The sequence below is a fragment of the Phytohabitans kaempferiae genome (assembly GCF_042433955.1).
Lineage (GTDB): Bacteria > Actinomycetota > Actinomycetes > Mycobacteriales > Micromonosporaceae > Phytohabitans > Phytohabitans kaempferiae.
This window is the reverse complement of the sequence record NZ_JBHLUH010000012.1, coordinates 49,270-73,964: the sequence shown is the minus strand read 5'-3', so window position 1 is coordinate 73,964 and position 24,695 is coordinate 49,270. Positions and strand designations below refer to the sequence as shown.

Here is a 24,695-nt window from a genome sequence, read left to right as displayed (position 1 = left end):
GTAGAGCGCTCCCTCGAGCCGGATCGGCCGTCGTCATCGGCGTGCGTTGGCAGTTGATGGCGAAACCGACCCGGCGCCCCCTGTTGCCGCAAACCGGTTTGGCTTAGCCTCGCCGGGGGGCCATTGTCCCCGGGCTGCGGGCTGAAGGGGGCGCCGATGCACATTCGCCACGGTTTCCCCCCTTTGGGGTGCAATCGGGCAGATTTGTCGCCGTCGGGCAGGGGTTACCCGTGACAGCCCAGCGTGCGACCGCTGCCGCGCCGCGCCGGATCCGGGCGCTCCACATCGTCGTCCTCGCCATCGCGCTGCCGGCGGCCATCGCCGGCCTGCTGATCCCGGTCGATGTGCCGAGCGCCGGCGACCTGTCGCCACTCGCCCGCGCCGGCATCGCCGCGGGGGTCATGGCGCTCTGCCAGCTCGCCCGGCTTCGCTTCCGGGTCGGGGCCGGTGCGGTGAGCGTCACATGGGGCGAAGCCGCCTTCATCGTCGGGCTCTACCTGGCGCCCGCCGAGTGGCTGCCCGCCGCCACGTTCGCCGGCGCACTCGTCGCGTGGATCCTGCTCACGTTCTTCACCGACCGGCGCTCGCCGCTGGAGATCCTCCATGTGGCCGGCTCGCTCACCGTCGCCGTGGCGGTCGGCGCGGTCGCCACGCGGGCGGTCGCCGACCCGTTCGACGCGCGGCTCACGCCGGCCCTCGCGGGGGCACTGGCGCTCGGCTCGTTGGCCTACCTCCTGGTCACCGGATGGCTCGCGGCGCTGACGCTGTCGGTGCGGCACGCCCGGCCGGCAGGTGGGCTGTTCCTGCGCGCGCTGCGCGCGAAGCTGTTGATGTTCGTCGGCAACATACTTGTCGGCCTCCTGGTGGTCAGCATGATCGAGCGTGACCTGCGCTGGCTCCTGCTGCTGCCGCCGGCGCTGTGGTTGCTCCAGCAGACCTACGGTCACCGCCTCCGGGCCGACGAGGAGCGCCGGCTGTGGTCGGCGTTCGCCCACGCCACTCGCGAGCTGAGCCAGCTCGACGAGCGCATCGTCGCCACCGCGGGCGTCAGCGGCGCGCTGTCGATCTTCGGTGCCGAGGCGGTCGAAATCGATGTCGTGCGCCCCGACGGCAAGCGCCGCCGCTACACCGGCGACGCCTCGGGGACGGTCAGCGAGGCCGACGTGTCCGAGCCGCTGCCGGAGACGCTCGGCGACGATCCGGGCCTGGTGCCCCTGCGGGTCGCCGGCAGCCCGGTGGGCCTCCTGCGGGTGCGGTTCCCTCGCGCGCTGGAGCCGGGCGAGCGGGAGCGGATGGCGCTCTCCGCCTATGCCGACGCGCTCGCCACCGCGCTGCACGACGCCACCACGCACCAGGCGCTCAAGGCGCTGACCGACCGCTCCGCGTACGAGGCGGTGCACGATCCGCTGACCCAGCTTCCCAATCGCGCCGCGTTCCTGCTCAAGGGGGACGCGGCGCTGCGGCGTGTCGTGCGCGAGGTGCCGGTGGCGCTGCTGCTGCTCGACGTCGACCGGTTCAAGGAGGTCAACGACACGCTCGGCCACGCCGCCGGCGACGAGCTGCTCCAGGCGATCGCGGCCCGGCTTACCGCGCTGACCGAGCCCGGTGAGCTGCTGGCCCGCTTCGACGGCGACGAGTTCGCGCTGCTGGTGACCGACCTCGAGACGCCCGACGGCGACCGCTCGTCGCCGATGCCGCAGGCACTGCGCCGGGCCCGCGCGCTGGTCGAGCACCTGGCCACGCCGACCGAGGTGGCCGGCGTGGTGATGTCGGTCGAGGCATCGGTGGGCGTGGTCGTGGCGCCGGCCGGCTCCGCTGACGTGGCCGAGCTGGTCCGGCGTGCGGAAAACGCGATGTACCAGGCAAAGGAGGGCGGCGGCAGCGTCGCCTGGTACGACAGCGCCAAGGACGAGGCGAGCACCGACCGGCTGGCCCTGCTCGCGGAGCTGCGCGAGGCGCTGGCCGTCGACGACCAGCTCGTGCTCGCCCTCCAGCCCGCGGTCGACCTCGACACCGGCGCGCCGACCGGCGTCGAGGCGCTGATCCGCTGGCGCCACCCCCGGCGCGGTTCGCTCAGCCCGGTCGACTTCGTGCGCTCGGTCGAGGGCAGCGACCTGCTCGCCCCCTTCACCAGGTACGTCGTAGACAAGGCGCTCACCGTCGCCGCCGAGTGGTCCCGCGAGGGCCTCGACGTGCCGATCTCGGTCAATCTTTCGCCCCGTAGTTTGCTTGATCCCCACCTGCCGGCCGACATCGCCGAGCTGCTCCGCCGCCACCGCGTCCCGCCTCGCCGGCTGGTCCTCGAGATCACCGAGACGGTCGTGCTCAGCGAGCTGGAGGTCATCGACGAGGTGCTCAGCGCCCTCCGCGACCTGGGCGTCCAGCTGTCGGTCGACGACTTCGGCACGGGCTACTCGTCGTTCACGTTCCTGACCCGCATCCCGGTCCACGAAGTCAAGATCGACCGTTCCTTCGTCCGTACGATGGCCGACGCCCCGATCTCCGCCGCGATCGTCAACGCCACCGTCGACCTGGGCCACCGCCTGGGCCTGCGCGTGGTGGCCGAGGGCGTCGAGACCGCCGACCAGCGCGCCGCACTGGCCGCTCTGGGGTGCAGCGCCGCGCAGGGCTACCACTTCTTCAAGCCCATGCCGGCCGACAAGATCGTGGCGGTGCTGCGTTCACTGCTCGACTCCGCGCAGGCGCAGGTCTTCCCCCTCCGCGCCGACGGCGCATCCTGACCCGCGGCGGCCCGCGCTCGCCGCTGCGATCAGTCGTCACGGACCACACCGCGCGCCGGTGTCCACTTTGTGCTCACCGCGTCGCGGACGGGAAGGGACCGCGACCACGACGGCCTGGACATGACGTGTCGCCGGCCGAGCGGGGTCGTGTGGACGCGGAGGGCGAGGCTGCGGGAGCAGCGGGCCGGGACCGCGACGCAGATCGCGGTAGCCCGGATCTGTCTTCTGAAACAGGTCCGCTACGGCTGGAGCGGCGTGGGCTCCGGCTCCAGGTCGGGAGCGAGCCGGCGGCGTGGTGAGTGCCTCGGGAGGAGCGCGGCGAGCCGGGGGCGTGCGCCGGTCGCCAGCAGGGCGGCGACCCGGCGGGCGGCGAAGCTGCCACCGCCCAGGAGCAGGGCGGGGATCCAGGGGACCACCGCCACCAGCGAGATCGCGCCCAGCGCTGCCGTCCAGGGGACGCCCAGCGAGGCCAGGCCCACGGCGAGCGCGGCGTTGTGCGGGTCGGCGCCGCCGATGCGGGGGACGATGCTGGCGAGCTGGCTGGCGGCGAAGATCGTGATGAGGCCGACCAGACCCACGCCGCTGCCCACACCGACGACCGCGCCGAGGATCAGGCCGGCCACGCCCACCTGGTACGCGACCGAGATGGCCAGCCCCATGCCCAGCACACCTGGTCCGGGCAGCGGGCGGCGGGCGAGCAGGTCGGGGCGGCGGCGGTGTGCGACCAGGGCGGCGACCACCGCCACGGTCGCCACGGCCGCGAAGGCGGCGAGCATCTGCCAGGGGAGGGTGACGCCGGCGAGTACCACGGTCAGGGCGATGCCCGCCACGCCGATCACGCGGTCCATCGCGACCTCGGCGACCGCCACCGTGCGCCCCAGGCCGACCTGGTGGAGGCGGTGTACGCGCCACAGGTCGGCGCCGGCGTGCACGGGCGAGACGAGGCCGATCAGCTCGCTCTCGGCGTACGCGCGGATGTGCCACCAGCGGCTGCGCCCGCTCATCGACAGCGCGTGCCACCGCAGCGGGCAGAGCAGGTACTTGCCGATCGTCCACGGCAGCAGGCCGAGCAGCACCGGCAGCGGCGAGGCCCGCGGCACGCTCGCGAGGCTCCACACCGACACCACAGCGCTCGCGGCCAGGACGGCGAAGCCGAGCCAGGCATTGGTGACGACGGGGCGGACCCGCGTCCAGAGCGTACGCATGGCCACAGGCTGACAGCAGACGGTTATGCCCAGTTGTCGGCTAATCAACCAATCAACGACTCGAACACGGCACAACCGACCAGCCTCGCCGGTCCGGCGAGGACACCGCGACGCGTGAGAGGGTGGAGGGGTGAATCGGCTCGGTAGCGCCACCTCGCCGTACCTGCTCCAGCACGCCGACAACCCGGTCGACTGGTGGCCGTGGAGCGAGGAGGCGTTCGCGGAGGCGCGGCGCCGGGATGTGCCGGTGCTGATCTCGGTGGGCTACGCGGCGTGCCATTGGTGCCACGTGATGGCGCACGAGTCGTTCGAAGACGAGGGCGTCGGCCGTCTCATGAACGACAGCTTCGTCTGCGTCAAGGTCGACCGCGAGGAGCGGCCCGACGTCGACGCCGTCTACATGACCGCCACGCAGGCGATGACCGGGCAGGGCGGCTGGCCGATGACGGTGTTCGCCACGCCCGACGGGCAGCCGTTCTTCTGCGGCACGTACTTCCCGCGCCCCAACTTCGTCCGCCTGCTGGAGAGCGTCACCACCGCGTGGCGCGAGCAGCGCGAGGCGGTGCTCCGCCAGGGCGCCGCGGTGGTCGAGGCGATCGGTGGGGCACAGGTCGTGGGCGGTCCCACCACGCCCCTCACCGCCGGAGTCCTCGACACCGCCGCGCTCCAGCTCGTCCGGGAGCAGGACACGGTGCACGGGGGATTCGGCGGCGCGCCCAAGTTTCCGCCGCACATGAACCTGCTCTTCCTGCTCCGCCACCACCAGCGCACCGGCTCGGCGGCGAGCCTGGAGATCGTCCAGCACACGGTGGAGGCGATGGCCCGGGGCGGCATCTACGACCAGTTGGCGGGCGGCTTCGCGCGCTACTCGGTCGACGCCACCTGGACCGTGCCGCACTTCGAGAAGATGCTCTACGACAACGCGCTGCTGCTGCGGGTCTACGCCCACCTGTGGCGGCTGACCGGCGACGCGCTGGCCGGTCGGGTCGCGGCCGAGACGGCGGCGTTCCTGCTCGACGGGCTGGGCACGCCGGAGGGCGGGCTGGCCTCGGCGCTCGACGCCGACACCGAGGGCGTGGAGGGCGCCACGTACGCGTGGACGCCGGCCCAGTTGCGCGAGGCGCTGGGCGACGACGACGGCGCCTGGGCGGCAGACCTCTTCGCGGTGACCGCGGAAGGCACGTTCGAGCACGGCACGAGCGTGCTGCGGCTGGCCCGCGACATCGACGGCGCCGCCCCGGAGGTGGCCGAGCGCTGGACCCGGAGCCGCGCCCGGCTCCGGGAGGTGCGCGACCAGCGGCCGCAGCCGGCCCGCGACGACAAGGTGGTCGCCGCGTGGAACGGGCTGGCGCTCACCGCCCTCGCCGAGCACGCCATGATCGGCGACGACGGGGTGACGGCACAGGCCGCCCGGCGGATCGGCGAGGTGCTGGCCGAGCGGCACATCGTCGACGGGCGGCTGCGGCGGGTCTCCCGCGCCGGCGTGGTGGGCGAGCCGGCGGGCGTGCTCGAAGACTACGGCGCGGTGGCCGAGGGCTTCTGTGCGCTGCACCAGCTGACCGGCGAGGGGCGATGGCTGGCGCTGGCCGGCGAGCTGCTCGACGCCGCCCTGGCCCACTTCGCCGCGCCCAACGGCGGCTTCTACGACACCGCCGACGACGCCGAGCGCCTGGTCACGCGCCCGGCCGACCCCACCGACAACGCCACGCCCTCGGGCCTGTCGGCGGTGGTGGCGGCGCTGACGGCGTACACGGCGCTGAGCGGGGAGACGCGCTACCGCGAGGCTGCCGAGGCCGCCCTGGCGACCGTCGCGCCGATCGTCGACAAGCATCCGCGCTTCACCGGATACGCGGCGGCGACCGGCGAGGCGCTGCTCTCCGGGCCGTACGAGATCGCGATCGTCGCCGAGGAAGGTGCCGCCGACGAGCTGTCGCAGGCCGCGCGTACGCACGCCCCGCCCGGTGCGGTGATCGTCGCCGGCACGCCGGACCAGCCGGGCGTACCGCTGCTGGCCGGCCGGCCGATGCTCGGTGGCCAGCCCACGGCGTACGTCTGCCGCGGCTTCGTCTGCGACCGTCCGGTCACCGACGCCGGTGAACTCGTGGCCCAGCTCCGCGGCATACGGGGTAAATCGTCCTAAAATCGGCTAATGGCCGGAATCGCTGCCTCCTTCGGCGCGCCCGAAAACGTCCTGACCGCCCTCTCGACCGCGCTCGCCCGCCGCGGCGCCGAACCGGCCACCTGGCGAGCCGGCGCGATCCGCCTGCTGGTGCGGGCGAGCATGCCGGCCGTACACGAGCACGGCGGGGTCGCCCTCGCCGTCGACGGGATCGCCGAGACCAGCGCGCTCGCGGCGGGGTACGCGGCGCGCGGCGCGGCGGGTCTGGTGGCCGGTCCCGAGCCGTACGCGCTGATCCTCGCCGACCCGGCCCGCGGCGCACTCGTACTCGCTCGCAACGGCGACGGCCCGCCGCTCTACTACGCCGAGACGGCGGGCGGCATCCTCGCCGCCTCGGAGCCGGGCGCGTTGCTCGCCGCCGGCGTGCCCGCCGAGCCGGACGAGGGCGTGGTGGGGCGCTTCATCGCCACCGGCGCGTGCGACGACACGGCCGCCACGTTCTACGCCGGCATCCGCCGCGTCCTGCCTGGCGAGGTCGTGGAGGTCGCCGGCGGTGCCCGTACCCGCAAGAACGTGGCCGCGCGCGACGGTGCCGGACGCTTCGCGCGCTCGCTGCTGGACGCGGCGATCGGGCGCGGGCGGATCGGCGTGCGCTTCGGGCACGGGCTGGCCGGCGCGGCCACCGTGGGCGCCGCGCTGACCGGTGCGGAGGGGCGCCGCGCGCTGACCGTTTACTCGGCCACCTTCCCCGGAGTGAGCACCTTGGCGGCCGACTTAGCGGCGGCGGTGCTGGGGTCGGTCACCTCGACCGGAGCGCGGCACCGCGCGCAGCCGCACTTCGCCGACGAGTTCGACATCGACGGCCTCCTCGCCGACCTCGGCGAGCCGGTGCCCGACCTGGACAGCTACCTGACCTGGGCGACCGCGCGGGCCACGGCGGGCGAGGTGGACACGCTGATCGACACCTCCGGCGGCGGCGCCCACCTGGCCCGGGTCGCGGACCGGCTGGAGAGCCGGTACGGCGTGACCGTCCGCTTCCCGCTCCGCGCGCTTCCCTCGACCGGGCCGGTGTTGCGGGCCGAGCTGGCCGCGATCGTGGAGGGCACGCTGCCGTCGCCGGCCGCCAAGTTCGCCATCGCGCACGCCGCGCACAGCCTGCTCCCGCCGATGCGCGATGTGCTGGTGCGGATGCGGGCCGACCTCGCCGCCGCGCTCCTCGACCCGCGGCTGCCCGGCGCGCGGCGGCCGTCGTGGGAGGCGCTCACCGCCCTCTTCGGCGGCGGGCAGGTGGACACCGGGGCCACCTTCCGTCGGTACATTGTGGAGCGTTGGCTGCAAACCCTTGCCCCGCCGAGTCGCACGCGTCGTCCGCATCGGACCTTCAGGGCCGAGGCGACGGCGGCGAGTGCACAGTGGACACGCGTGCCGGTGTCCACAGAGGTCTTCGCTGCCGGCGACAAGCTGCCGGAGAAGGTCGCCTGGTATGTCGGCGAGTGCCTGGCCGGGCTGGGGCGCAAGGCGTATCGGCGGGGTCGCTGGCACGTGCTCCTCGCCGCGCTGCCGGTCGCGGTCGTGCAGGGGCGCACGCGGGCGGTGTGGGAGATCGAGCCCGGCGCCGTCGCGCGGGCGCTGCACCGGTGGGCCCGCCCGACCGCGGGCCTCCACGACCCGTGGACGGCCCAAGTGGCGGTCGAGCGGGTCGGCACGCTGCGGGCCGCGGTCGGTCCGGCCGCCATCCACGGGGTACGGGGACCGCGGCCGGGCGGGGTCTGCGTCGTGCTCCCGCCGGAGGAGCCCGCGCGCGTCGCCGCGGAGGTGCTGGCCGCCCTGCGCACGGCGCTGCCGGAGGAGGCGTACGCGACGCTGGGCGGCTGCGCGATCGTGGGCGCGGGCGGGGTGGTGGGCGTGGCGGGGGAGCTGGACGCCGCCCTCGCCGCCGAGCTGTGCGCGGACGACCCGCTCGCCACCGACCCGATCGTGGTGGTGCTCAGCGGCTCCCCAGCCCGGCGGGGAGAGCGTCGAACCAGTCCAGCACGGCCCTCTCGTACGCCAGGCCGAAGGTGAGCGTGGCCACCGCGTGCGGGTCGGCGTCGGGCGGCAGCTCGGCCCGCTCCCGCTCGTAGTCGGCCAGCCGCTCGGCGTGCGCCGCCCGGTGCGCCTCCAGGTAGGCGGCGAGCCGCTCAGGCGGCAGGTGGCGGCCGAACATGACGGTGAGCAGCAGCGGGAAGCGGATGGTCTCCGGGCCGGGCTCCTTGTCGACCCACTTGGCGAAGGCCTCCCGCCCGGCGTCGGTGATCTCGTACGGCTTGCGGTCACGCCGCCCCCGTGCACCGGCGCGCAGCAGCCCCGCCTCGGCCATCGTGCTCAGCTCCCGGTACACCTGACTCTGCGTGAGGGACCAGAAGTCACCGATCCGCTCCTGCGCGGCGGCGACCAGGTCCCAGCCGGTCATCGGCCCTTCGTGCAGGAAGCCCAGCAGGGACGCGGCGGTGGCGTTCAGCGGTCGCATGACGCGCGATTGTGTCAGGTCGGGCGGTGTGGCCCTTCGGCCGGCACGCGCGCCCCTCACCTGAGTGGGGGCGGAAAGTGCAGCTAGGCTTGCGCGCGAGATGGATACCCGAACCGGTCTGCCCGTTGTCGGCATGGTGGGCGGTGGGCAGCTGGCCCGGATGACCCATCAGGCCGCGATCGCCCTCGGCCAGTCGCTGCGCGTGCTCGCCGCCTCGCCCGAGGATGGTGCCGCGCTGGTCGCCGCCGACGTGCAGTACGGCGATCACACCGACCTGGCGGCGCTCCGCACGTTCGCCAAGGGGTGCGACGTCGTCACCTTCGACCACGAGCACGTGCCCACCGAGGCGGTGCGCGAGCTGGCCGCGTCGGGCGTGGCGGTGCATCCTGGGGCGGACGCGCTCGTCTACGCCCAGGACAAGCGCGCCATGCGCGAGCGGCTCGCCGCCCTCGGCGCACCGGTGCCGCGCTGGCGCCCGATCGGGTCGGCCGATGAGGTGCGGGCGTTCGGTGCCGAGGTCGGCTGGCCGGTGGTGGGCAAGGCGGTCCGCGGCGGCTACGACGGGCGGGGCGTGTGGATGCTCGGCCCGGACGACCCGCTGCCGCCCGGCGTGGAGCTGATCGCCGAGGAGCGCGTGCCACTGCGGCGGGAGCTGGCCGTGCAGGTGGCCCGCTCGCCGTTTGGGCAGGTCGCGGCCTATCCGGTGGTCGAGACCGTGCAGCAGGGCGGCATCTGCGTGGAGGTGCTCGCGCCCGCGCCCGACCTGCCGGAGGCGCTCGCGGTGGCGGCTCAGCAGCTCGCGATCGACATCGCCACGGCGCTCGACGTCGTGGGCATGCTCGCCGTCGAACTGTTCGAGGTCGACGGCGGCCTGGTCGTCAACGAGCTCGCCATGCGCCCGCACAACTCGGGACACTGGACGATCGAGGGCGCGCGCACGTCACAGTTCGAGCAGCACCTGCGGGCCGTACTCGACTACCCGATGGGCGAGACCGCGCTGACCGCGCCCGCGGTGGTGATGGCCAACGTGCTGGGCGGCCCGCCCGGTGGCCTCGGCATCGACGAGCGCCTGCACCACCTCTTCGCGACCGACCCGGGCGCCAAGGTCCACCTGTACGGCAAGCAGGTCCGCCCCGGCCGCAAGATCGGGCACGTCACGGTGCTCGGCGACGACATGGACGACGTACGGGCCCGCGCCGCACGCGCCGCCCGCTGGCTCCAGGAGGGCGCATGAGTACGGGTCCGACCGCCGCCGCCGGCTTCGCGGGCGGTGCTGTCTCCGCTGGCGGGGACGGGGGCGGCGCCGCGACGGTGGGCGTCATCATGGGCAGCGACTCCGACTGGCCGACGATGAAGGCCGCGGCCGACGCCCTCGCCGAGTTCGCGGTCCCCTACGAGGTGCGGGTCGTCAGCGCCCACCGCACGCCGGTCGGCATGGTCGAGTACGCCCAGAGCGCCGCCACGCGCGGCCTGCGTGTCATCATCGCGGGCGCCGGCGGCGCCGCCCACCTGCCCGGCATGGTCGCCTCGGTCACGCCACTGCCGGTCATCGGCGTGCCCGTCCCGCTCAAGCACCTCGATGGCATGGACTCGCTGCTGTCGATCGTCCAGATGCCCGCCGGCATCCCGGTGGCGACCGTGTCGATCGCCGGCGCGCGCAACGCCGGCCTGCTGGCCGTGCGCATCCTCGCCGCCTCCGACGAGGCCCTGCGCGCGCGTGTGGTGGCCTTCCAGGAGGAGTTGGTCGATGTGGTGGCGCGGAAGGACGCCAACCTCCGCGCCTCGCTCTAAGGGCTGATTTGGGCTACCGCGATGCCCGTCGCGGTCCAGACCGCTGCTCCCGCGGCCTCGCCCTCCGCGGTCTGTCAGCTCCGGCCGCGCGACGCGCCGTCAGCGCATGCGAGTGACGGCGCGCCAGCGCTCCTGGGTGCGGCGGCGGCTCTCGTTGGTGGCGCCGAAGAAGATGAGCAGCGCGCCGATCGGGATCAGGATCAGCCACGAGAGGCCGACCAGCGTCAGGGCGTGCAGTGCCGAGATGACCGTGACCACCGTGCCGATGACCAGCGGCGCCTGCTGGCGCGTGCGGGCCCCGAAAATGACCGTCGCGACGGCGCCCAGCAGCAGGAGTACCTCGCGCGTGGGGCTGGCGTCAGTGCGGATGGCGATCACCAGGGTCGGCACGAAGGCGGCGATCAGTGCGGGGCCGTACGCGGTCCAACTGCTCAGGTCGGGGCGCTGACGTAGCTCGATCAGGCCGACCAGCAGGGCGAGGGCGGCGAACGGCAGCGTGTACGCCTCGGGCACCGACACGTCGGTCAGCGCCATGAACAGCCACCAGGCCACGATCTCGCACAGGATGCTGGCCCAGAAGAGCGTGCGCCGCTCCAGCGGGCGGCGGCCCGGGCGGGCGGCGGCGATGCCGAGTACGGCGCCCCACGCGGCGAGCAGGCCGGCCACGTGGCCCAGCGAGTCGAAGGCGAGGGCCAGGGCGACCAGCGCGGCGCCGTATCCGCTCCACTCGACCGTCGCCGCCTCGCGGAACGCCTCGGGGCGGCGCAGCCGCGGCATCAGGGCGGCGACCACGAGGAGGGCGGCCCCGACGGCGAGTACGCCGTACGCGGACCAGGCGGCGGGCAGCCCGGCGATCAGCGCGGCGGTCAGCACGAAGCTCATGGCCGACGCGGCGGCGATGAGCCAGCCGAGGATGCGGGCCCGCTGGCTCTGCCCGAAGATCGCCGCGATGGCACCGACCACGGCCGAACCGCCCAGCGTGACGAGCGTCAGCGACTCGCTGGCGAGGCTGCCGGCCAGGCCGGCGCCGCCCGCTGCCAGGCCGAGCGCGAAGACCACGACGCGGGTGACCCGCAGCGCGCGGGCGCGCTCGGCCGGAGGCGGAGGCGGGGTGAGCGCGAGGCCGAGCATCGCGAGCGTGTAGACGGCGAGCGCGGCCATCGTCGACGCCGGCCACTCGGCGCCGAACGCGATCGGCGTGATCAGCAGCGTGACCGCCGCGCCCGGCAGGATCACCGGGATGGCCTGGGCGAAGCGCCGCCCGCCGAAGCCGATCGCCGCCAGCGCGGCCGCGATGGTGAGCAGCAGCGTGCCGAGCACGTCGCTGGGATCGACCGAGCGGTCCGGCGCGGTGAGCGCGGCGGGCGGGCCGTCCCAGATGTGGTTGAGCGTCTGGTGTGGATCGACCAGCGCGGCCACCAGCGCGGGCGCGATGGCGGCGAACGCGAGCAGCGTCGGGAGCGCGGCGGCGAGCACGGCGCCCATCTCCGGGCTGACCGACCACTGGCCGCGCGGCGCCAGCCCGGAGGGCATCCGGCGCCACACGCCCCCGAGCATCACCGACCAGCGCTGCGTGGGCTGCCCGACGTACCGCGGTGGTGGCGTGGCGCTGCGCAGGAGCTCGGCGACCACGCCGAGCAGGACGGCGGCCGCGGCGTACACGCCGATCGGCAGGCCGGTGGGGAGCGCAGCGAACGCGGTGATGGTGGCGCCGCCGGCGACGCCCACGGTGGCGTACGGCAGGTAGCGGGCGATCCGCCGGCGGGCGACCGCGATCACCGCGAGCCCGGCGAAGGAGCCGACCAGCGCCCACGCGAGCACCGCCGAGGCGCCGTAGCCGAGGGCGGCGACCGTCGAGGCGAGCGCGCCGGGGAGGGCGAGCAGGGCGCCGCCCGCCGCCGCGCCGCCGATCTGGCCGAGGTGGAGCGGCATCTCGGCCTCGGGCGGTGGCGCGCTGCCCGGGATCTGCTCGAGGTCGGCGTCGTCGAGCGCGGGCAGCATCCGCGCGAGCGTGGCCACGAGCGCGCCGACGAGTACGACCATGGCGAGCGCCACGGCGGTGGTCCACGGGCGTACGAGGCTGGCGCCGACCGCGTGCAGCGCGACGCCGGCGGCGACGGTGGCGCGGGCGAGCCCGGCGCGGGGGTCGTCGGCCATGGTCGCGGCGATCCCGTAGATGGTGGCGACCGCGCCGCCGACCAGCATCGGCGACCACCAGGGCAGGCCGAGTGCGACCGGGGCGCCGATGGTGGCGAGGCCCACGCAGACGGCGGCGACGTCGTAGGCCCACGGGCGGGGCAGCACGATCGCGGCGGCGCCGGCCAGCAGCACGAGCGCGACCGGGGCCTGCCAGCCCACGCCGCCCGGGCCGGAGGGCCAGGCGCCCAGGTCGGCCTCCCAGAGCGCGCCCGGCGTGGCGAGTACACGCAGGCCGCCGCTGAGCGCGGTGTAGCCGGCGATCACCGCGATCACCGCACCGCTGGCCGCGACGCCGAGGACCGGCCCGCGGCGCCACTCGGCGGGCATCGCGCGTACGCCGACGGCGACGAAGAGCACGAGCAGCGCGGCGACCGCGAGCACCGCACCGGGGAAGAGGATGCCGGAGATGCGGGCGAACGTGCCGACGATGCCCGCGATCGCCGCCGCGGCCGCGAAGTCGGTGCCGTCGAGCAGGCGGTCGGGGCGCCGCCCGGCGTCGATCGACGGGGCGAGGAAGAGCAGTACCGCGCCGACCAGCAGCAGCGCGCCGACCCAGGCGTCGGCCACCTCCGCCCCCGGAGCGCCGAACGCCGCCGCCGTCACCGCCAGCGCGCCGAGCCCGGTGCCGACCGTGAGCGGGAGCGCGATGCGCCGCCACGCGACCTGCGCGAGCGCCGCGTATCCGAGCGTCGCGCACACCGCCACGAACGCGGCCGCGAGGATCGGTACGGCGGCCTCCTCGCGGACTGGCGCGGTGGCGGCGACCGCGGCCGCGGCGGCCCCCGGCATCGCGAACGCGGCCCCGCCGGACGCCCACTCGCCCACCATCTCGGCGGCGGGACCGGCGCGCAGGAACTGGGCCGGCGCCGGCTCGTCGCGCAGCGCGTCGGCCTGCTCGGGCAGCCACGAGCCGGCGATCGCGATCAGCACGCCGGCGAGCGTCAGGACGGCGAGTACGGCCGCGGTGGAGGACGGCCGGGCGAGGGATGCGCCCGCGCCCACCAGCCCGACCACCGCCGCGGCGGCGACGTGTGCGCGCGCGGCGCGCTCGGTGCTGGCGTACAGCCCGGTGGCGCCGATGCCGATCGCGGCGAGCACCGGCAGCCACGGCGCGGCGCTCCACGGCAGCGCGAAGGAGGCCGGCGCCGCCAGCGCGGTGAGCGCCACGCCGGCGACCGCGGACTCACGCCGTGCCTGCGGTGGGAGCGAGAGCGCGGCGGCGACCGTGAGCAGCAGGGCGGTCGCGGCAAGCTGCCAGCCCGCGGGCCCTGCGGCCTCCGCGAGGCGGTCGTGGTAGGCGGAGAGGTCGGCCTCCCACACAGGGAACGCCGCGCGCACGGGCGCCACGGCGGCGCGGATGGCGGTGCCGGCGACCACCACGCCCATGACGATGAGTGCCACGGCCGAGGCGAGCTGGGGCCCCCGCCGGATCGACTCGGGCACGGCGCGCACGCCGAGACCGGTCAGCGCGATCACGGCGGCGATCAGCAGGAGTGCCCGCCCCGGCATGGCGACCGCCACGAGCTGCGAGGCCGCCCCGATCACGGCGAGCGTGAGCACCGCGGCGGCCGCGTCGACGACCCGCTGCCCCAGCGGGGTCGCGCCGGCCACGCCGACCGCGGCCGCGAGCACGAGCGTGAGCCCGGCGGCGAGCGCGCCGGGCGGCGTGTCTGCGCGGAGTGTGGCGACCGCGGCGAAGAGGACCGCGGCGGCGACGGCCAGCGCGCTCAGCCCCCAGGTGAGCTGGCGCAGCCACGCGGCGGCCGGCGCGGGCGGGAGGTTGCGGGCAGCGTCAGCGTCGGTGACGACCGCGTCGGACTCCTCCGGCGCGCTCTCCGGGCGCTCGGCCGACGGAGGCGTCTTCCGCGACTCGCCGTCGCCGGGCTCGGCTGGCTCGGGCCGGTCGGTCGCCGGCTCGGGCGGCGCGGTGACGGGCGAGCCCAGCCAGGGCGGCGTGGCGAGCCGCCCCCGCTGGTCGAACTGCCGTGCGAGCAGCAGATCCTGCGCGGCCACCACGGTCAGTACGAGAGCCCAGCCGGCCGGCCCACTGATCCACTCGTACGCGAGCAGAGGCAGGACCGGCTGGAGCGCGAGCACGGTCGCGTATCGCGGGACGCTCAGCCCGGTCAGCGCCGCGTACCAGCCGGCGATCAACGCGGTCAGCGCGAAGACGATGCCCGCCACGACCGCGCCCGGCACGTTGTCGGAGCGGATCTGGTCGACCGTCCACAGTGCGTACCCATCCAAGGGCACGAGTCCGAGCCCGACGGCGGCGATCGTCTCGGCGGTGGAGATCAGACCTTTGCGGGCCACCACGGGGGAGGCGACCAGCATGAGCACGGTCGCTCCAATGAGGATCGCCGCGCGGCTGATGTCGTCGAACGAGGTGAACGCCACAGCGGCGAACACGACCGCGGCGATGCCCAGCAGCAGGCCGCCCAGGCCGAGGTAGATGTTTTGCACCTCGCGGGTGGACGCCTCCGGCCGGTGCTCGGGCTGGACGTCTTCCGGCGGGAGAGGCGGCGGTGGCGCGGTGGCGGTGGGCCGGGCGCCGTCCTGCCGGGGCACGCGCCGGGGCGGCGGAGGCGGCGGGCCACCGGCCCCGGGCGCGGCGTTGGGCGGGCGGCGGACGAAGGTGCGGCGACGCGTCCGAGTGGACTGCCGCACCTTGTCCTGCGACTTCGCGTTGGCGTGCGCCAGGATGTCGCGCTGGAACTGGGCCGCCTGGAGCTTTTGCGCGTTGAGCTTGGCCTCTTTGGCGATGCGGATGTCGTCGGCCTTGATCTCCGCTATCGAACGCTCGATCTTGGCCAGCTCGTCAGCCCACTGGCCCTGAAGGGCACCGCAGTGCGGGCATTGTGGTGCCGGCTGGATCTGCCGGCCACACGACGAGCACTTGTACGTCGCCATGGCACCCTCTCTGCCGCGGAGCCCCACACAGTGGACTCCCCGAAAGCATGCCTAAGAACGGCGTCCCAAGTCTACGGGCGACCCATGCCCCTGTACTCCCATCCAGCGTGGGTCCACAGTGCCGAGTCGAGGCAGTTTCGCCCGTCGATCACGCGCCGGCCGGCGGCCAGCTCGCCGAGCGCGACCGGGTCGGCGTTACGGAAGTCGGCCCACTCGGTCAGCACGCACACCAGGTCGGCGCCGCGGACGGCGTCGTTCATCGACGGCTCGTACGCCAGGTCGGGCTGTGCCACCTTGGCGTTCTCCATGCCCTCCGGGTCGTAAACGCGGACGTCGGCGCCGGCCTTGGCGAGCAGCGCGGCGACCGCGAGCGACGGCGCGTCGCGCACGTCGTCGGAGTTGGGCTTGAAGGTGGCACCGAGCACGGCGACGCGCGTGCCGGAGAGGTCGGGACCGGCCGGGCCGGAGCGGCGGCCGAGCAGCTCGGCGGCGAGCTGGAGCACGCGGGTGCGGCGGCGGAGGTTGATCAGGTCGACCTCGTGCAGGAAGCGCAGCGCCTCGCCGGCGCCCAGCTCCTGGGCCCGCGCCTGGAACGCGCGGATGTCCTTGGGCAGGCAGCCGCCGCCGAAGCCGACGCCGGCCTGGAGGAAGCGGTTGCCGATGCGGGGGTCGTAGCCGATCGAGCGGGCCAGCTGGGTCACGTCACCGCCGGCGACCTCGCACACCTCGGCCATCGCGTTGATGAACGAGATCTTGGTGGCCAGGAAGGCGTTGGCGGCGACCTTGACCAGCTCCGCGGTGGCGAAGTCGGTCACGACCAGCGGCACCTCGCGGTCTTCGGTGGCGGCGAGGTCGAAGACGCCCTTGTGCGAGGCGTAGAGCATGGCGTTGGCCCACTCGCTCTTCACGCCGATGACGATCCGGTTGGGCCGCAACACGTCTTCGACCGCGAATCCCTCCTGGAGGAACTCGGGGCTCCACGCGACCTCGATGCCCAGGTCGGCCGGGGCGTGCTTGCCCACGAGCTGCTCGACCCACTCGGCCGTGCCCACCGGCACCGTCGACTTGCCCACGATCAGCGCCTTGCGGGTGAGGTGCTGGGCGAGGCCGGTGACGGCCGCCTCCACGTAGACGAGGTCGGCGCCCATCCCGTCGGCCCGCTGCGGAGTGCCCACGCAGATGAAGTGGACGTCGGCGAAGTCGGCCGTCTCTTTGTAATCGGTGGTGAAGCGGAGCCGGCCGGCCGCCAAATTGCGGCGCAGAAGCTCGTCGAGGCCGGGCTCGTGGAACGGCACCGCGCCGCCGGCCAGCTTGGCGATCTTGGCCTCGTCGACATCGAAACCGAGCACTTCGTATCCCAGCTCGGCAAAGCAGATCGCGTAGGTCGCGCCCAGGTAGCCGGTGCCGAGGAACGCCAGCCGAGGCCGGGCCGCGCCGGACGGCGGGGTGACCGCGCCGATCGCAGGGATGGGCTGGGTGCTCGGGTACGGGATCGTCACGCCTGTGTTCTCCGCTCGCACTTGGCGGCGCTTCGCGTCGCGGTTCGGGAGGGCCGCCCACGACGGCACCGATTACGGACTATTTGGGTCTATTGGGCAAACAGCTCGGCCTGCCTGGGTGTGCAGCCGACGATAGTGCGTGAGCCTACGCGGTCGGGAACGGCGCCTGAACGCTGGTCGGTATCCTCACATTCACGCACGAAGATCGCCAAGGGGAGGCGTTATGCCGACAGAATTGTTCGAAGCGTACCGGCTCCCTGAGGAGCACGAGGCCGTTCGCGAAACGGTTCGTGCGGTATGTGAAGCGAAGGTCGCGCCCCACGCCGCCGAGGCGGACGAGACCGGAGAGTTCCCCAAGGCGTCCTACGAGGCCCTGCGCGCGGCCGACTTCCACGCCCCGCACATCCCCGAGGAGTACGGCGGCGCCGGTGCCGACGCCCTCGCCACGGCGATCGTGATCGAGGAGGTCGCGCGGGCGTGCGCCTCCTCGTCGCTCATCCCCGCGGTCAACAAGCTCGGCACCATGCCGCTGCTGCTGGCTGGCTCGGATGAGCTCAAGCGCAAGTTCCTGCCGCCGGTGGCGAGCGGCGAGGCGATGTTCTCGTACTGCCTCTCCGAGCCAGAGGCGGGCAGCGACGCGGCCTCGATGACCACGCGGGCCGTCCGTGACGGCGACCACTGGGTACTCGACGGCGTGAAGCGCTGGATCACCAACGCCGGCGCGTCCCGCTTCTACACCGTGTTCGCGGTCACCGAGCCGGGCGTGGGAGCCAAGGGCATCTCCGCCTTCGTGGTCGACAAGTCCGACCCGGGAGTCAGCTTCGGCGCCCCGGAGAAGAAGCTCGGCATCAAGGGGTCGCCGACCCGCGAGGTCTATCTCGACGGCGTACGCATCCGGGCCGACCGCATGATCGGCGAGCCCGGCACCGGCTTCACCACCGCGATGCGCACGCTCGACCACACGCGCGTGACGATCGCCGCCCAGGCGCTCGGCATCGCGCAGGGCGCGCTCGACGTCGCCGCCCAGTACGTCACCGAGCGCAAGCAGTTCGGCAAGCCGGTCGCCGACTTCCAGGGCGTGCAGTTCATGCTCGCCGACATGGCGATGAAGCTCGAGGCGGCCCGGCAGCTCACGTACGCCGCGGCGGCCCGTTCCGAGCGCGGCGACGCCGACCTCACCTTCTTCGGCGCCGCCGCCAAGTGCTTCGCCTCCGACGCCGCCATGGAGATCACCACCGACGCGGTCCAGCTCCTCGGTGGATACGGCTACACGCGCGACTTCCCGGTCGAGCGCATGATGCGTGACGCCAAGATCACTCAGATCTACGAGGGCACCAACCAGGTCCAGCGCATCGTGATCGCGCGCCAGCTCCTCAAGAACTTCCGCTGATCAGCGGGAGGGCTGGGTCGCCTCCGGGTCGTCGAGGTCGTCGGGGTCGGTGCGGGCGCCCGGCGGCGTGATCGGCGGCGGTGTCGGGGCCGACCAGGCCGGCCGCGGATAGGCGTCGGGCGGCGGCGGACCCTTCAGCAGTTGGGTCGCCTCCGTGTCGCCGCGGTTGATCAGCGTCGTGGTCTGGTCGTCGACCGGCGGCGTGGGAGGCGCCTCGGGCGCGGGCGGGCTCGCCTCGGGCGGTGCGACCGCCGGCGAGGTCGGGATGCGGGTCGTGGCGTCGGTGGGCTCGGGCGCCGGCCGGAGGATCTGCGTGGTCTCCTGCTCGACCGGCGGGGGCGGCGTCTGGGTCGGGATCCGCTGCGTGGGCGTCGCCGGGGCGGGCGCCGGCGGCACAGAGGTAGGCGCGGGCGGCACAGAGGTGGGCGCCGGCGGGACCGGCATGTGCGGGCTCGCCGGGAAGGCCGTCGTCGGCGCGGTGTCCACGGGCTGGGCCGGCACCGGCGGCTGGGGCGCACCGGAGACCGGCGCGCCGGGCACCGGACCAGCCGGCACGGGCGCGCCCGGCATGCCCGGCGCCGGACCGCCGGGCATCGGAGGCGGGGCCAGGTAGCCGGGCGTCGCGGCGAAGGTGGGCGGGCCGGCGTACGGCGGACCGTACGGTGCACCAGGCGGGACGGCGCCCGGAGGCATGCCCCCGCCCGGCATCGGGTACGGCGGCGGGACGGCCGGCCTGGCCGGAGCCGCGTGCGCGTACCGCCGCCACCGCCGCGGGCTCACCAGTGTGGCGAGCAGGGGCACCGCGAGCAGCGCGGCGTATCCGAGCGCGGGGTACACGAGGGCGAAGTCACCGCCGCGCAGGTCGGTGGGCATCACGTCGAAGTACGAGCGCGGGTCGAAGGTCGCCCAGCCGGCGAGCCCCAGGAAGGTCAGCCCGACGAGGGCCGGCCCGATCGGGGAGAGGCGCGCCATGACCAGCACGGCGTACAGCGCGCCGGCGGCGAGGAGGGCGAGCATGCCGAGCACCAGCTCGAGCTCGAACCCGCCGGCGAACCGCACGCGGGCACGGTTGACCTCGGTGATGCCGTAGCCGGTCGAGACCCAGATCAGTGGCGCCAGAAACAGAGACAGCAGGAGTGATCCGGCATGGCGCATGTGCCCTCCCCATCATCGTCCGCAGGGCACGGTACCCCGCGGGGGCAAGCCCCTGAACTGCTACAACTCGCCGTTACCGCGCTTGGCGGCAGACGAGGGCGGTGCCGACCAAGGAGTGTCGCGGGGGCGGCTGGGGACGGTGGGCGTCTCGTCCGGATCGGCCAGCGGCCGCGTGTCGAACGTGAAGGGGGAGGTGGAGAGCGGCGTCGATGGCGTGAGCAGGTCGGGCAGCGTGTCCGGATCGTCCTTCGGCACGTACGGCTCGGGCGCGTAGCCGCTGGCCACCGGCCACCGCCGCCACCGCTGCACGCTGAACGCGGCCACCACGAGCAGCGCGCCGAGCAGCGGCAGCGTGCCGTTGTCGAGCGGTACGAGCAGCGGGATGTCGCGGTCGAGCACCGTCCAGCCCTCCGGTACGGCGTCGCGCACCGCCAGCGGGTTGGCGAAGAGCCCGGCGTACGGGGCGATGAGCAGCAGCCCGGCGAAGAGCGGGCCGAGCGGCGAGAAGCGGAGCGTACCGATCACGCCCAGCAGGATGCCGGCCACCGCCAGGTACGCGGCTGGCTCGATGAGGTCCGCCGTGTGGTACTGGCGGCTCTCCGCCCATCCCGCCACGGTGCCGGCCGACCCGGACTGGCCCATCGAGACGAGCACCCAGGTGAGCGGCGCGGCGACCAAGCCGGCGATCAAACTCCACAGATGTCGCATGCGCGCACCGTACCGGTTTCGCGGCTCCCTCCGCAGGCGGGCAAGATGACTGGATGAGTGCGGGTACAGAGTTGTGGACGCCACCGGTAGACGTACGAGACCGGTCCCGTATCGGGGCCTACCTGCGCTGGCTGCGCGAGCATCGGGAGTTGGACTTCGCCGGATACGCCGACCTGTGGCAGTGGTCGGTCGACGACCTGCCCGGGTTCTGGCGGTCCATTTGGGACTACTTCGACGTGAGGGCGTACGACCAGCCGACCGCGGTGATCGACGATCCCGCGATGCCGGGACCGCGCTGGTTTCCCGGCGCCACGCTCAACTACGCCGAGCATGTGCTCCGCATGCCCGGCCTGGCGCCCGACGACCCGGTGGTGATCGCGTACTCGCAGACCCGCGAGCCGGTCACGCTCACCAAGCGGGAGCTGCGCGAGCAGGTGCGGCGGGCGCGGGCGGAGCTGCGGCGGCTGGGCGTGGGGCGGGGTGACCGGGTCGCGGCGTACGCGCCCAACATCCCCGAGACGTATGTGCTGATGCTCGCCGCCGCCAGCCTCGGCGCGGTCTTCTCCTCCTGCGCGCCCGAGTTCGGCACACGGAGCGTGGTCGACCGGTGGCAGCAGATCGAGCCCACGGTGCTCCTCGCGGTCGACGGCTATCAGTACGGCGACAAGCCCGTCGACCGCCGGGCCGAGGTGGGCGCGATCCAGGAGGCGCTGCCGTCGCTGCGGCACACGATCACGCTGCCCTACCTGTATGCCGATGATTCGGAGTATCCCGGTGATTCGGAGTATGCCGGTGATTCGGAGTACCCCGGTGGTTTCGAGTGGCCGGCGACGGAGGAGGAGCTGACCTTCGAGCCGGTCCCCTTCGACCATCCGCTCTATGTCCTCTACTCCTCTGGCACGACCGGCCTGCCCAAGCCGATCGTGCACGGCCACGGCGGCATCCTGGTCGAGCACCTCAAGATGCTCGCGCTCCACCACGACCTGGGCCCCGGTGACCGTTTCTTCTGGTTCACCACCACCGGCTGGATGATGTGGAACTTCCTCGCCTCCGGCCCGGCCGTGGGCGCCGCGATCGTCCTCTTCGACGGCAACCCCGGGTCGCCCGACCTCGGCGCGCTGTGGCGGCTGGCGCAGGAGGCGGGCGTCACCTACTTCGGCACCAGTGCGCCGTTCATCCTCGCCTGCCGAAAGGCGGGCCTCACCCCGCGGGCCGGCGCCACGCTGCGCGGGGTCGGCTCGACTGGCGCCCCGCTGACGCCGGAGGGCTTCGCCTGGGTCTACGAGGCGGTCAGCCCCACCGTGCAGCTCCAGTCCCTCTCCGGCGGCACCGACGTGTGCACCGGCTTCATCGGTGGCGCCCCGCTCGTCCCGGTGTACGAGGGCGAACTCTCCTGCCGCTGCCTCGGCGCGCGCGTGGAGGCGTACGACGCCGCCGGCAAGCCGGTCATCGGTGAACTCGGCGAACTCGTGATCACCGCGCCGATGCCGAGCATGCCGGTCGGCTTCTGGGGCGACACCGACGGCAGCCGCTACCGCGAGGCGTACTTCGACGTCTACCCCGGCGTCTGGCGGCACGGTGACTGGATCACGATCAGCGAGCGGGGCACCTGCGTGATCACGGGCCGCTCCGACGCCACGCTCAACCGCGGCGGCGTACGGCTGGGCACCGCCGAGTTCTACTCCGTGGTCGAGGGCCTGCCCGAGGTCGTCGACTCGGTGGTCGTCCACCTCGACGGCGAGGGGCAGGGCGAGCTGCTGCTCTTCGTGGTGCTGGCCGGCGACCGCCAGCTCGACGACGAGCTGCGCGCCCGGATCGCCCGCGAGCTGCGTACCGCCCTCTCGCCGCGGCACATCCCCGACGAGATCCACCAGGTGCGGGCCGTGCCGCGCACGCTGAGCGCCAAGAAGCTCGAGGTGCCGGTGAAGCGGATCCTCACCGGTACCCCCATCCAGCAGGTCGCGGCGACCGGTGCGCTGGCCAACCCCGAGTCGCTGGAGGAGTTTCGTCGGTTCGCCCGAAAGAGCTGACCGGACAGCCGACAACGAAGCCGCGCGGCCGCCGCGTCTCACTAGCCATGAACGCGTACCTGCGGCTGACCGTCACCGACACTCTCGGCGTGTGGATCGACGGCAACCACGCGTTCAGCCCGCTCGCCAAGGTCACCCGCACCTGCTGGTGCCGCGTGCCCGCCGACTGGGTCGTCGGCGGCGTGCTCGTGCCCGGCCGGCGGGACCGCCTGGTCGACGCGCTGTACGGCCCGGGCTGGCGCGAGGGCAACGCCGACGGCTCCCGCTTCGTGCTGCTCGAGGTCGACGAGAAGGTGCTCAGCGAGCGTGAGGTGCGGGCCCGGCCGTGGCTGAGCGACCGGGCCGCCTTCTACGTGTGGGCGCCCGACGGCGCGTTGCGCGAGGTCATACCAGCCGAGTTGTGACCTTCTCGGCCGCCGCCCGGTCCTCGGTCCGGGCGGGGTCGAGCGCGCCGCAGAGCACCAGCGTCGCGCCGCCCGCGAAGGGCGCCAGCAGCCAGTCCAGCGGGTCGGGGTGCTTCGCCGCGTCGACCAGCACGCGGTCGCCGGGCTCCAGGCCCAGCTCCGCCGCGCGCTCGGCCGCGCGCCTCACCAGCTCGTCGTCCTTTTTAGGCTCGTACGGGGTGAAGTGGTCGCCGTAGCTCCGGACCTCCGCCACGTAGTCGACGAAACCGGACGGTACTGTCCGCATAGGCAGCGCCATCGGGGCGAGCCCGAGGACGAACCGCTCGCTCGTGCTCCATCCCTCCGCGTCGCTCACCCGATCGGCCGACGCGAAGATGACATCTACAGAAATTTTCTCATTCGTGACCTTGAGGGCGGGCGGGACGATCTTCACATCCGCCGCCCAGCAGCCCAGAAGTACGGCGGCGGTCTGCCAGTGCGGCGGGAGGAGCACGCCGGCCTGGTCGCCTGGACCCAGCCCCAAGCCGTCTACCAGCAGGTTTGCCGTCTTGGCGACCCAGTTGTCGAGTGTGGCGCCGGACAGCTCGGTGCGGTCACCGGTCGCGTCGTCGTACCAGGTGAGCAACGGCTGGGCGGGATCATCGGCGGCGGCGGTGGCGAAGCGTTCGATCACAATGCCGGACAGTACTCACTCCCGACTCACTCACCTCGGGAAAAGTCTTACCGTCGCGTCGCAGACATCGTTGGTCGATCCGCGCGGCGTAGGCTCTACGTAAGTGTTGTTGGACACAGCCGCACCACGGTCCAAACGTAGATAGCCATCCCGACGCTCACCAAGAGCTGCCTCAAGGAGACGCCCAGTGACCCCCGGTAGTCCGCCCCGCGTACTCGTCGACGCCACGAGTGTTCCCGCCGACCGGGGTGGCGTCGGCAGATACGTCGACGGGCTGCTCGGCGCCCTTGGCAAGGTGATCGGTTCCGAGGTCGAGCTGGCGGTCGTCGCGCTGCGCACCGACGTCGAGCGCTACGGGCGGATGCTGCCCGCCGCCGAGGTCGTCCCGGCCCCCGCCGCCGTCGCCCACCGCCCGGCCCGCCTCGCCTGGGAGCAGACCGGTCTGCCGCTGCTCGCCCAGCAGGTCGGCGCCGAGGTGCTGCACTCGCCCTTCTACACCTGTCCGCTGCGGGCCGGCTGCCCGGTGACGGTGACCGTCCACGACGCCACCTTCTTCACCGAGCCGGAGCACTACGACAAGTCCCGCCGCACGTTCTTCCGCAGCGCCATCAAGACCGCCCTCCGCCGGGCCGAGCGGGTGATCGTGCCGAGCAAGGCGACCCGCGACGAGCTGATCCGGCTGCTCGACGCCGACCCGACCCGCATCGACGTGGCCTACCACGGGGTCGACCACGGCGCGTTCCACCCCCCGACCGACGAGGAGAAGGCGCGGGTCCGCGCCCGCCTCGGCCTCGGCGGCAGCGACTACGTGGCGTTCCTCGGCGCCAAGGAGCCCCGGAAGAACGTCCCCAACCTGATCCGCGGCTGGGCCCAGGCGGTGCGCGACCGCACTGACCCGCCGGCGCTGGTGATCGCCGGCGGCCAGGGGCACGACGACGACATCGACCGCGCGGTCGCCGAGGTCCCCGCCCACCTGCGGCTGCTGCGCCCCGGCTACCTGCGCTACGCCGACCTGCCCGGCTTCCTCGGCGGTGCGCTGGTCGCCGCCTACCCGTCCTACGGCGAGGGCTTCGGCCTGCCGATCCTGGAGGCGATGGCCTGCGCCACGCCGGTGCTCACCACGCCGCGGCTCTCGCTGCCCGAGGTCGGTGGCGACGCGGTGGCGTACACGAGCGAGGACCCGGCCCAGATCGCGACCGACCTCGCCGCGCTGCTCGACGACGAGTCGCGGCGGCTGTCGCTGGCCAAGGCCGGTTTCGACCGGGCCAAGGAGTTCACCTGGGAGTCGAGCGCCGAGGTGCACGTGGCCGCGTGGAGCCGCGCCGCGGGCTGACGCGTGACCCGTCACACACGACAGGCATG

General features: G+C 73.9%; 16 protein-coding genes. 9 read left to right on the top strand and 7 right to left on the bottom strand.

Annotated elements, in window-relative coordinates; all coding sequences use genetic code 11:
* Positions 1–230 precede the first annotated feature (230 nt).
* Positions 231–2,741, top strand: a complete 2,511-nt coding sequence (locus tag ACFFIA_RS09950) for a putative bifunctional diguanylate cyclase/phosphodiesterase (RefSeq protein WP_377248942.1) — start codon at positions 231–233, stop codon at positions 2,739–2,741.
* Between the two features lie 239 nt (positions 2,742–2,980).
* Here ACFFIA_RS09950 and ACFFIA_RS09945 read toward each other — a convergent pair whose 3' ends face one another.
* The gene (locus tag ACFFIA_RS09945) at positions 2,981–3,946 is read right to left on the bottom strand and encodes a hypothetical protein (protein WP_377248939.1); all 966 of its coding nucleotides are present in this window, start codon (positions 3,944–3,946) and stop codon (positions 2,981–2,983) included.
* A gap of 130 nt (positions 3,947–4,076) precedes the next feature.
* Here ACFFIA_RS09945 and ACFFIA_RS09940 point away from each other — a divergent pair, with 130 nt between their 5' ends.
* Both ACFFIA_RS09940 and ACFFIA_RS09935 read left to right on the top strand, forming a co-directional pair.
* Positions 4,077–6,086, top strand: coding sequence for a thioredoxin domain-containing protein (locus tag ACFFIA_RS09940; protein WP_377248936.1), 2,010 nt, complete (start codon positions 4,077–4,079; stop codon positions 6,084–6,086).
* Between the two features lie 9 nt (positions 6,087–6,095).
* Entirely contained in the window at positions 6,096–8,129 is a 2,034-nt protein-coding gene (locus tag ACFFIA_RS09935) for a hypothetical protein (protein ID WP_377248933.1), read from the top strand.
* Here the strand turns inward: ACFFIA_RS09935 and ACFFIA_RS09930 are convergent.
* Positions 8,053–8,574: a PadR family transcriptional regulator gene (locus tag ACFFIA_RS09930; protein WP_377248930.1), complete on the bottom strand. Its 522-nt coding sequence runs from the start codon at positions 8,572–8,574 to the stop codon at positions 8,053–8,055. The two genes, ACFFIA_RS09935 and ACFFIA_RS09930, sit on opposite strands and share 77 nt — an antisense overlap.
* Positions 8,575–8,674: 100 nt before the next feature.
* Here ACFFIA_RS09930 and ACFFIA_RS09925 point away from each other — a divergent pair, with 100 nt between their 5' ends.
* Together ACFFIA_RS09925 and purE are read left to right on the top strand one after the other, a co-directional pair.
* Positions 8,675–9,808 (top strand): 5-(carboxyamino)imidazole ribonucleotide synthase, encoded by a 1,134-nt coding sequence (locus ACFFIA_RS09925; protein ID WP_377248927.1) that lies wholly within the window; start codon positions 8,675–8,677, stop codon positions 9,806–9,808.
* An 89-nt stretch (positions 9,809–9,897) separates the two neighbouring features.
* Positions 9,898–10,365: a 5-(carboxyamino)imidazole ribonucleotide mutase gene (purE, locus tag ACFFIA_RS09920; protein ID WP_377249709.1), complete on the top strand. Its 468-nt coding sequence runs from the start codon at positions 9,898–9,900 to the stop codon at positions 10,363–10,365.
* 99 nt (positions 10,366–10,464) lie between these two features.
* Here the strand turns inward: purE and ACFFIA_RS09915 are convergent, their stop codons facing one another.
* Together ACFFIA_RS09915 and ACFFIA_RS09910 are read right to left on the bottom strand one after the other, a co-directional pair.
* Entirely contained in the window at positions 10,465–15,474 is a 5,010-nt protein-coding gene (locus ACFFIA_RS09915; RefSeq protein ID WP_377248924.1) for an SCO7613 C-terminal domain-containing membrane protein, read from the bottom strand.
* A 71-nt stretch (positions 15,475–15,545) separates the two neighbouring features.
* Entirely contained in the window at positions 15,546–16,973 is a 1,428-nt protein-coding gene (locus tag ACFFIA_RS09910; protein WP_377248921.1) for a UDP-glucose dehydrogenase family protein, read from the bottom strand.
* Positions 16,974–17,196: 223 nt separating this feature from the next.
* Here ACFFIA_RS09910 and ACFFIA_RS09905 point away from each other — a divergent pair, with 223 nt between their 5' ends.
* The gene (locus ACFFIA_RS09905) at positions 17,197–18,363 is read left to right on the top strand and encodes an acyl-CoA dehydrogenase family protein (protein WP_377248918.1); all 1,167 of its coding nucleotides are present in this window, start codon (positions 17,197–17,199) and stop codon (positions 18,361–18,363) included.
* Here the strand turns inward: ACFFIA_RS09905 and ACFFIA_RS09900 are convergent, their stop codons facing one another.
* A complete protein-coding gene (locus ACFFIA_RS09900) occupies positions 18,364–19,518 on the bottom strand; it encodes a hypothetical protein (RefSeq protein ID WP_377248915.1) in 1,155 nt (384 codons plus the stop codon).
* Positions 19,519–19,578: 60 nt separating this feature from the next.
* Positions 19,579–20,226: a hypothetical protein gene (locus tag ACFFIA_RS09895; protein ID WP_377248912.1), complete on the bottom strand. Its 648-nt coding sequence runs from the start codon at positions 20,224–20,226 to the stop codon at positions 19,579–19,581.
* Positions 20,227–20,279: 53 nt separating this feature from the next.
* Between ACFFIA_RS09895 and ACFFIA_RS09890 the strand changes: the two genes are divergently transcribed.
* Positions 20,280–22,256: an acetoacetate--CoA ligase gene (locus ACFFIA_RS09890; protein ID WP_377248909.1), complete on the top strand. Its 1,977-nt coding sequence runs from the start codon at positions 20,280–20,282 to the stop codon at positions 22,254–22,256.
* A gap of 47 nt (positions 22,257–22,303) precedes the next feature.
* A complete protein-coding gene (locus ACFFIA_RS09885; RefSeq protein WP_377248906.1) occupies positions 22,304–22,660 on the top strand; it encodes a hypothetical protein in 357 nt (118 codons plus the stop codon).
* Here ACFFIA_RS09885 and ACFFIA_RS09880 read toward each other — a convergent pair.
* Positions 22,641–23,345, bottom strand: a complete 705-nt coding sequence (locus tag ACFFIA_RS09880; protein WP_377249706.1) for a TIGR03089 family protein — start codon at positions 23,343–23,345, stop codon at positions 22,641–22,643. The genes ACFFIA_RS09885 and ACFFIA_RS09880 overlap by 20 nt on opposite strands.
* Positions 23,346–23,520: 175 nt before the next feature.
* On the opposite strand from ACFFIA_RS09880, the gene ACFFIA_RS09875 reads away from it, so the two are divergent.
* A complete protein-coding gene (locus ACFFIA_RS09875; RefSeq protein ID WP_377248903.1) occupies positions 23,521–24,666 on the top strand; it encodes a glycosyltransferase family 4 protein in 1,146 nt (381 codons plus the stop codon).
* Positions 24,667–24,695 lie beyond the last annotated feature (29 nt).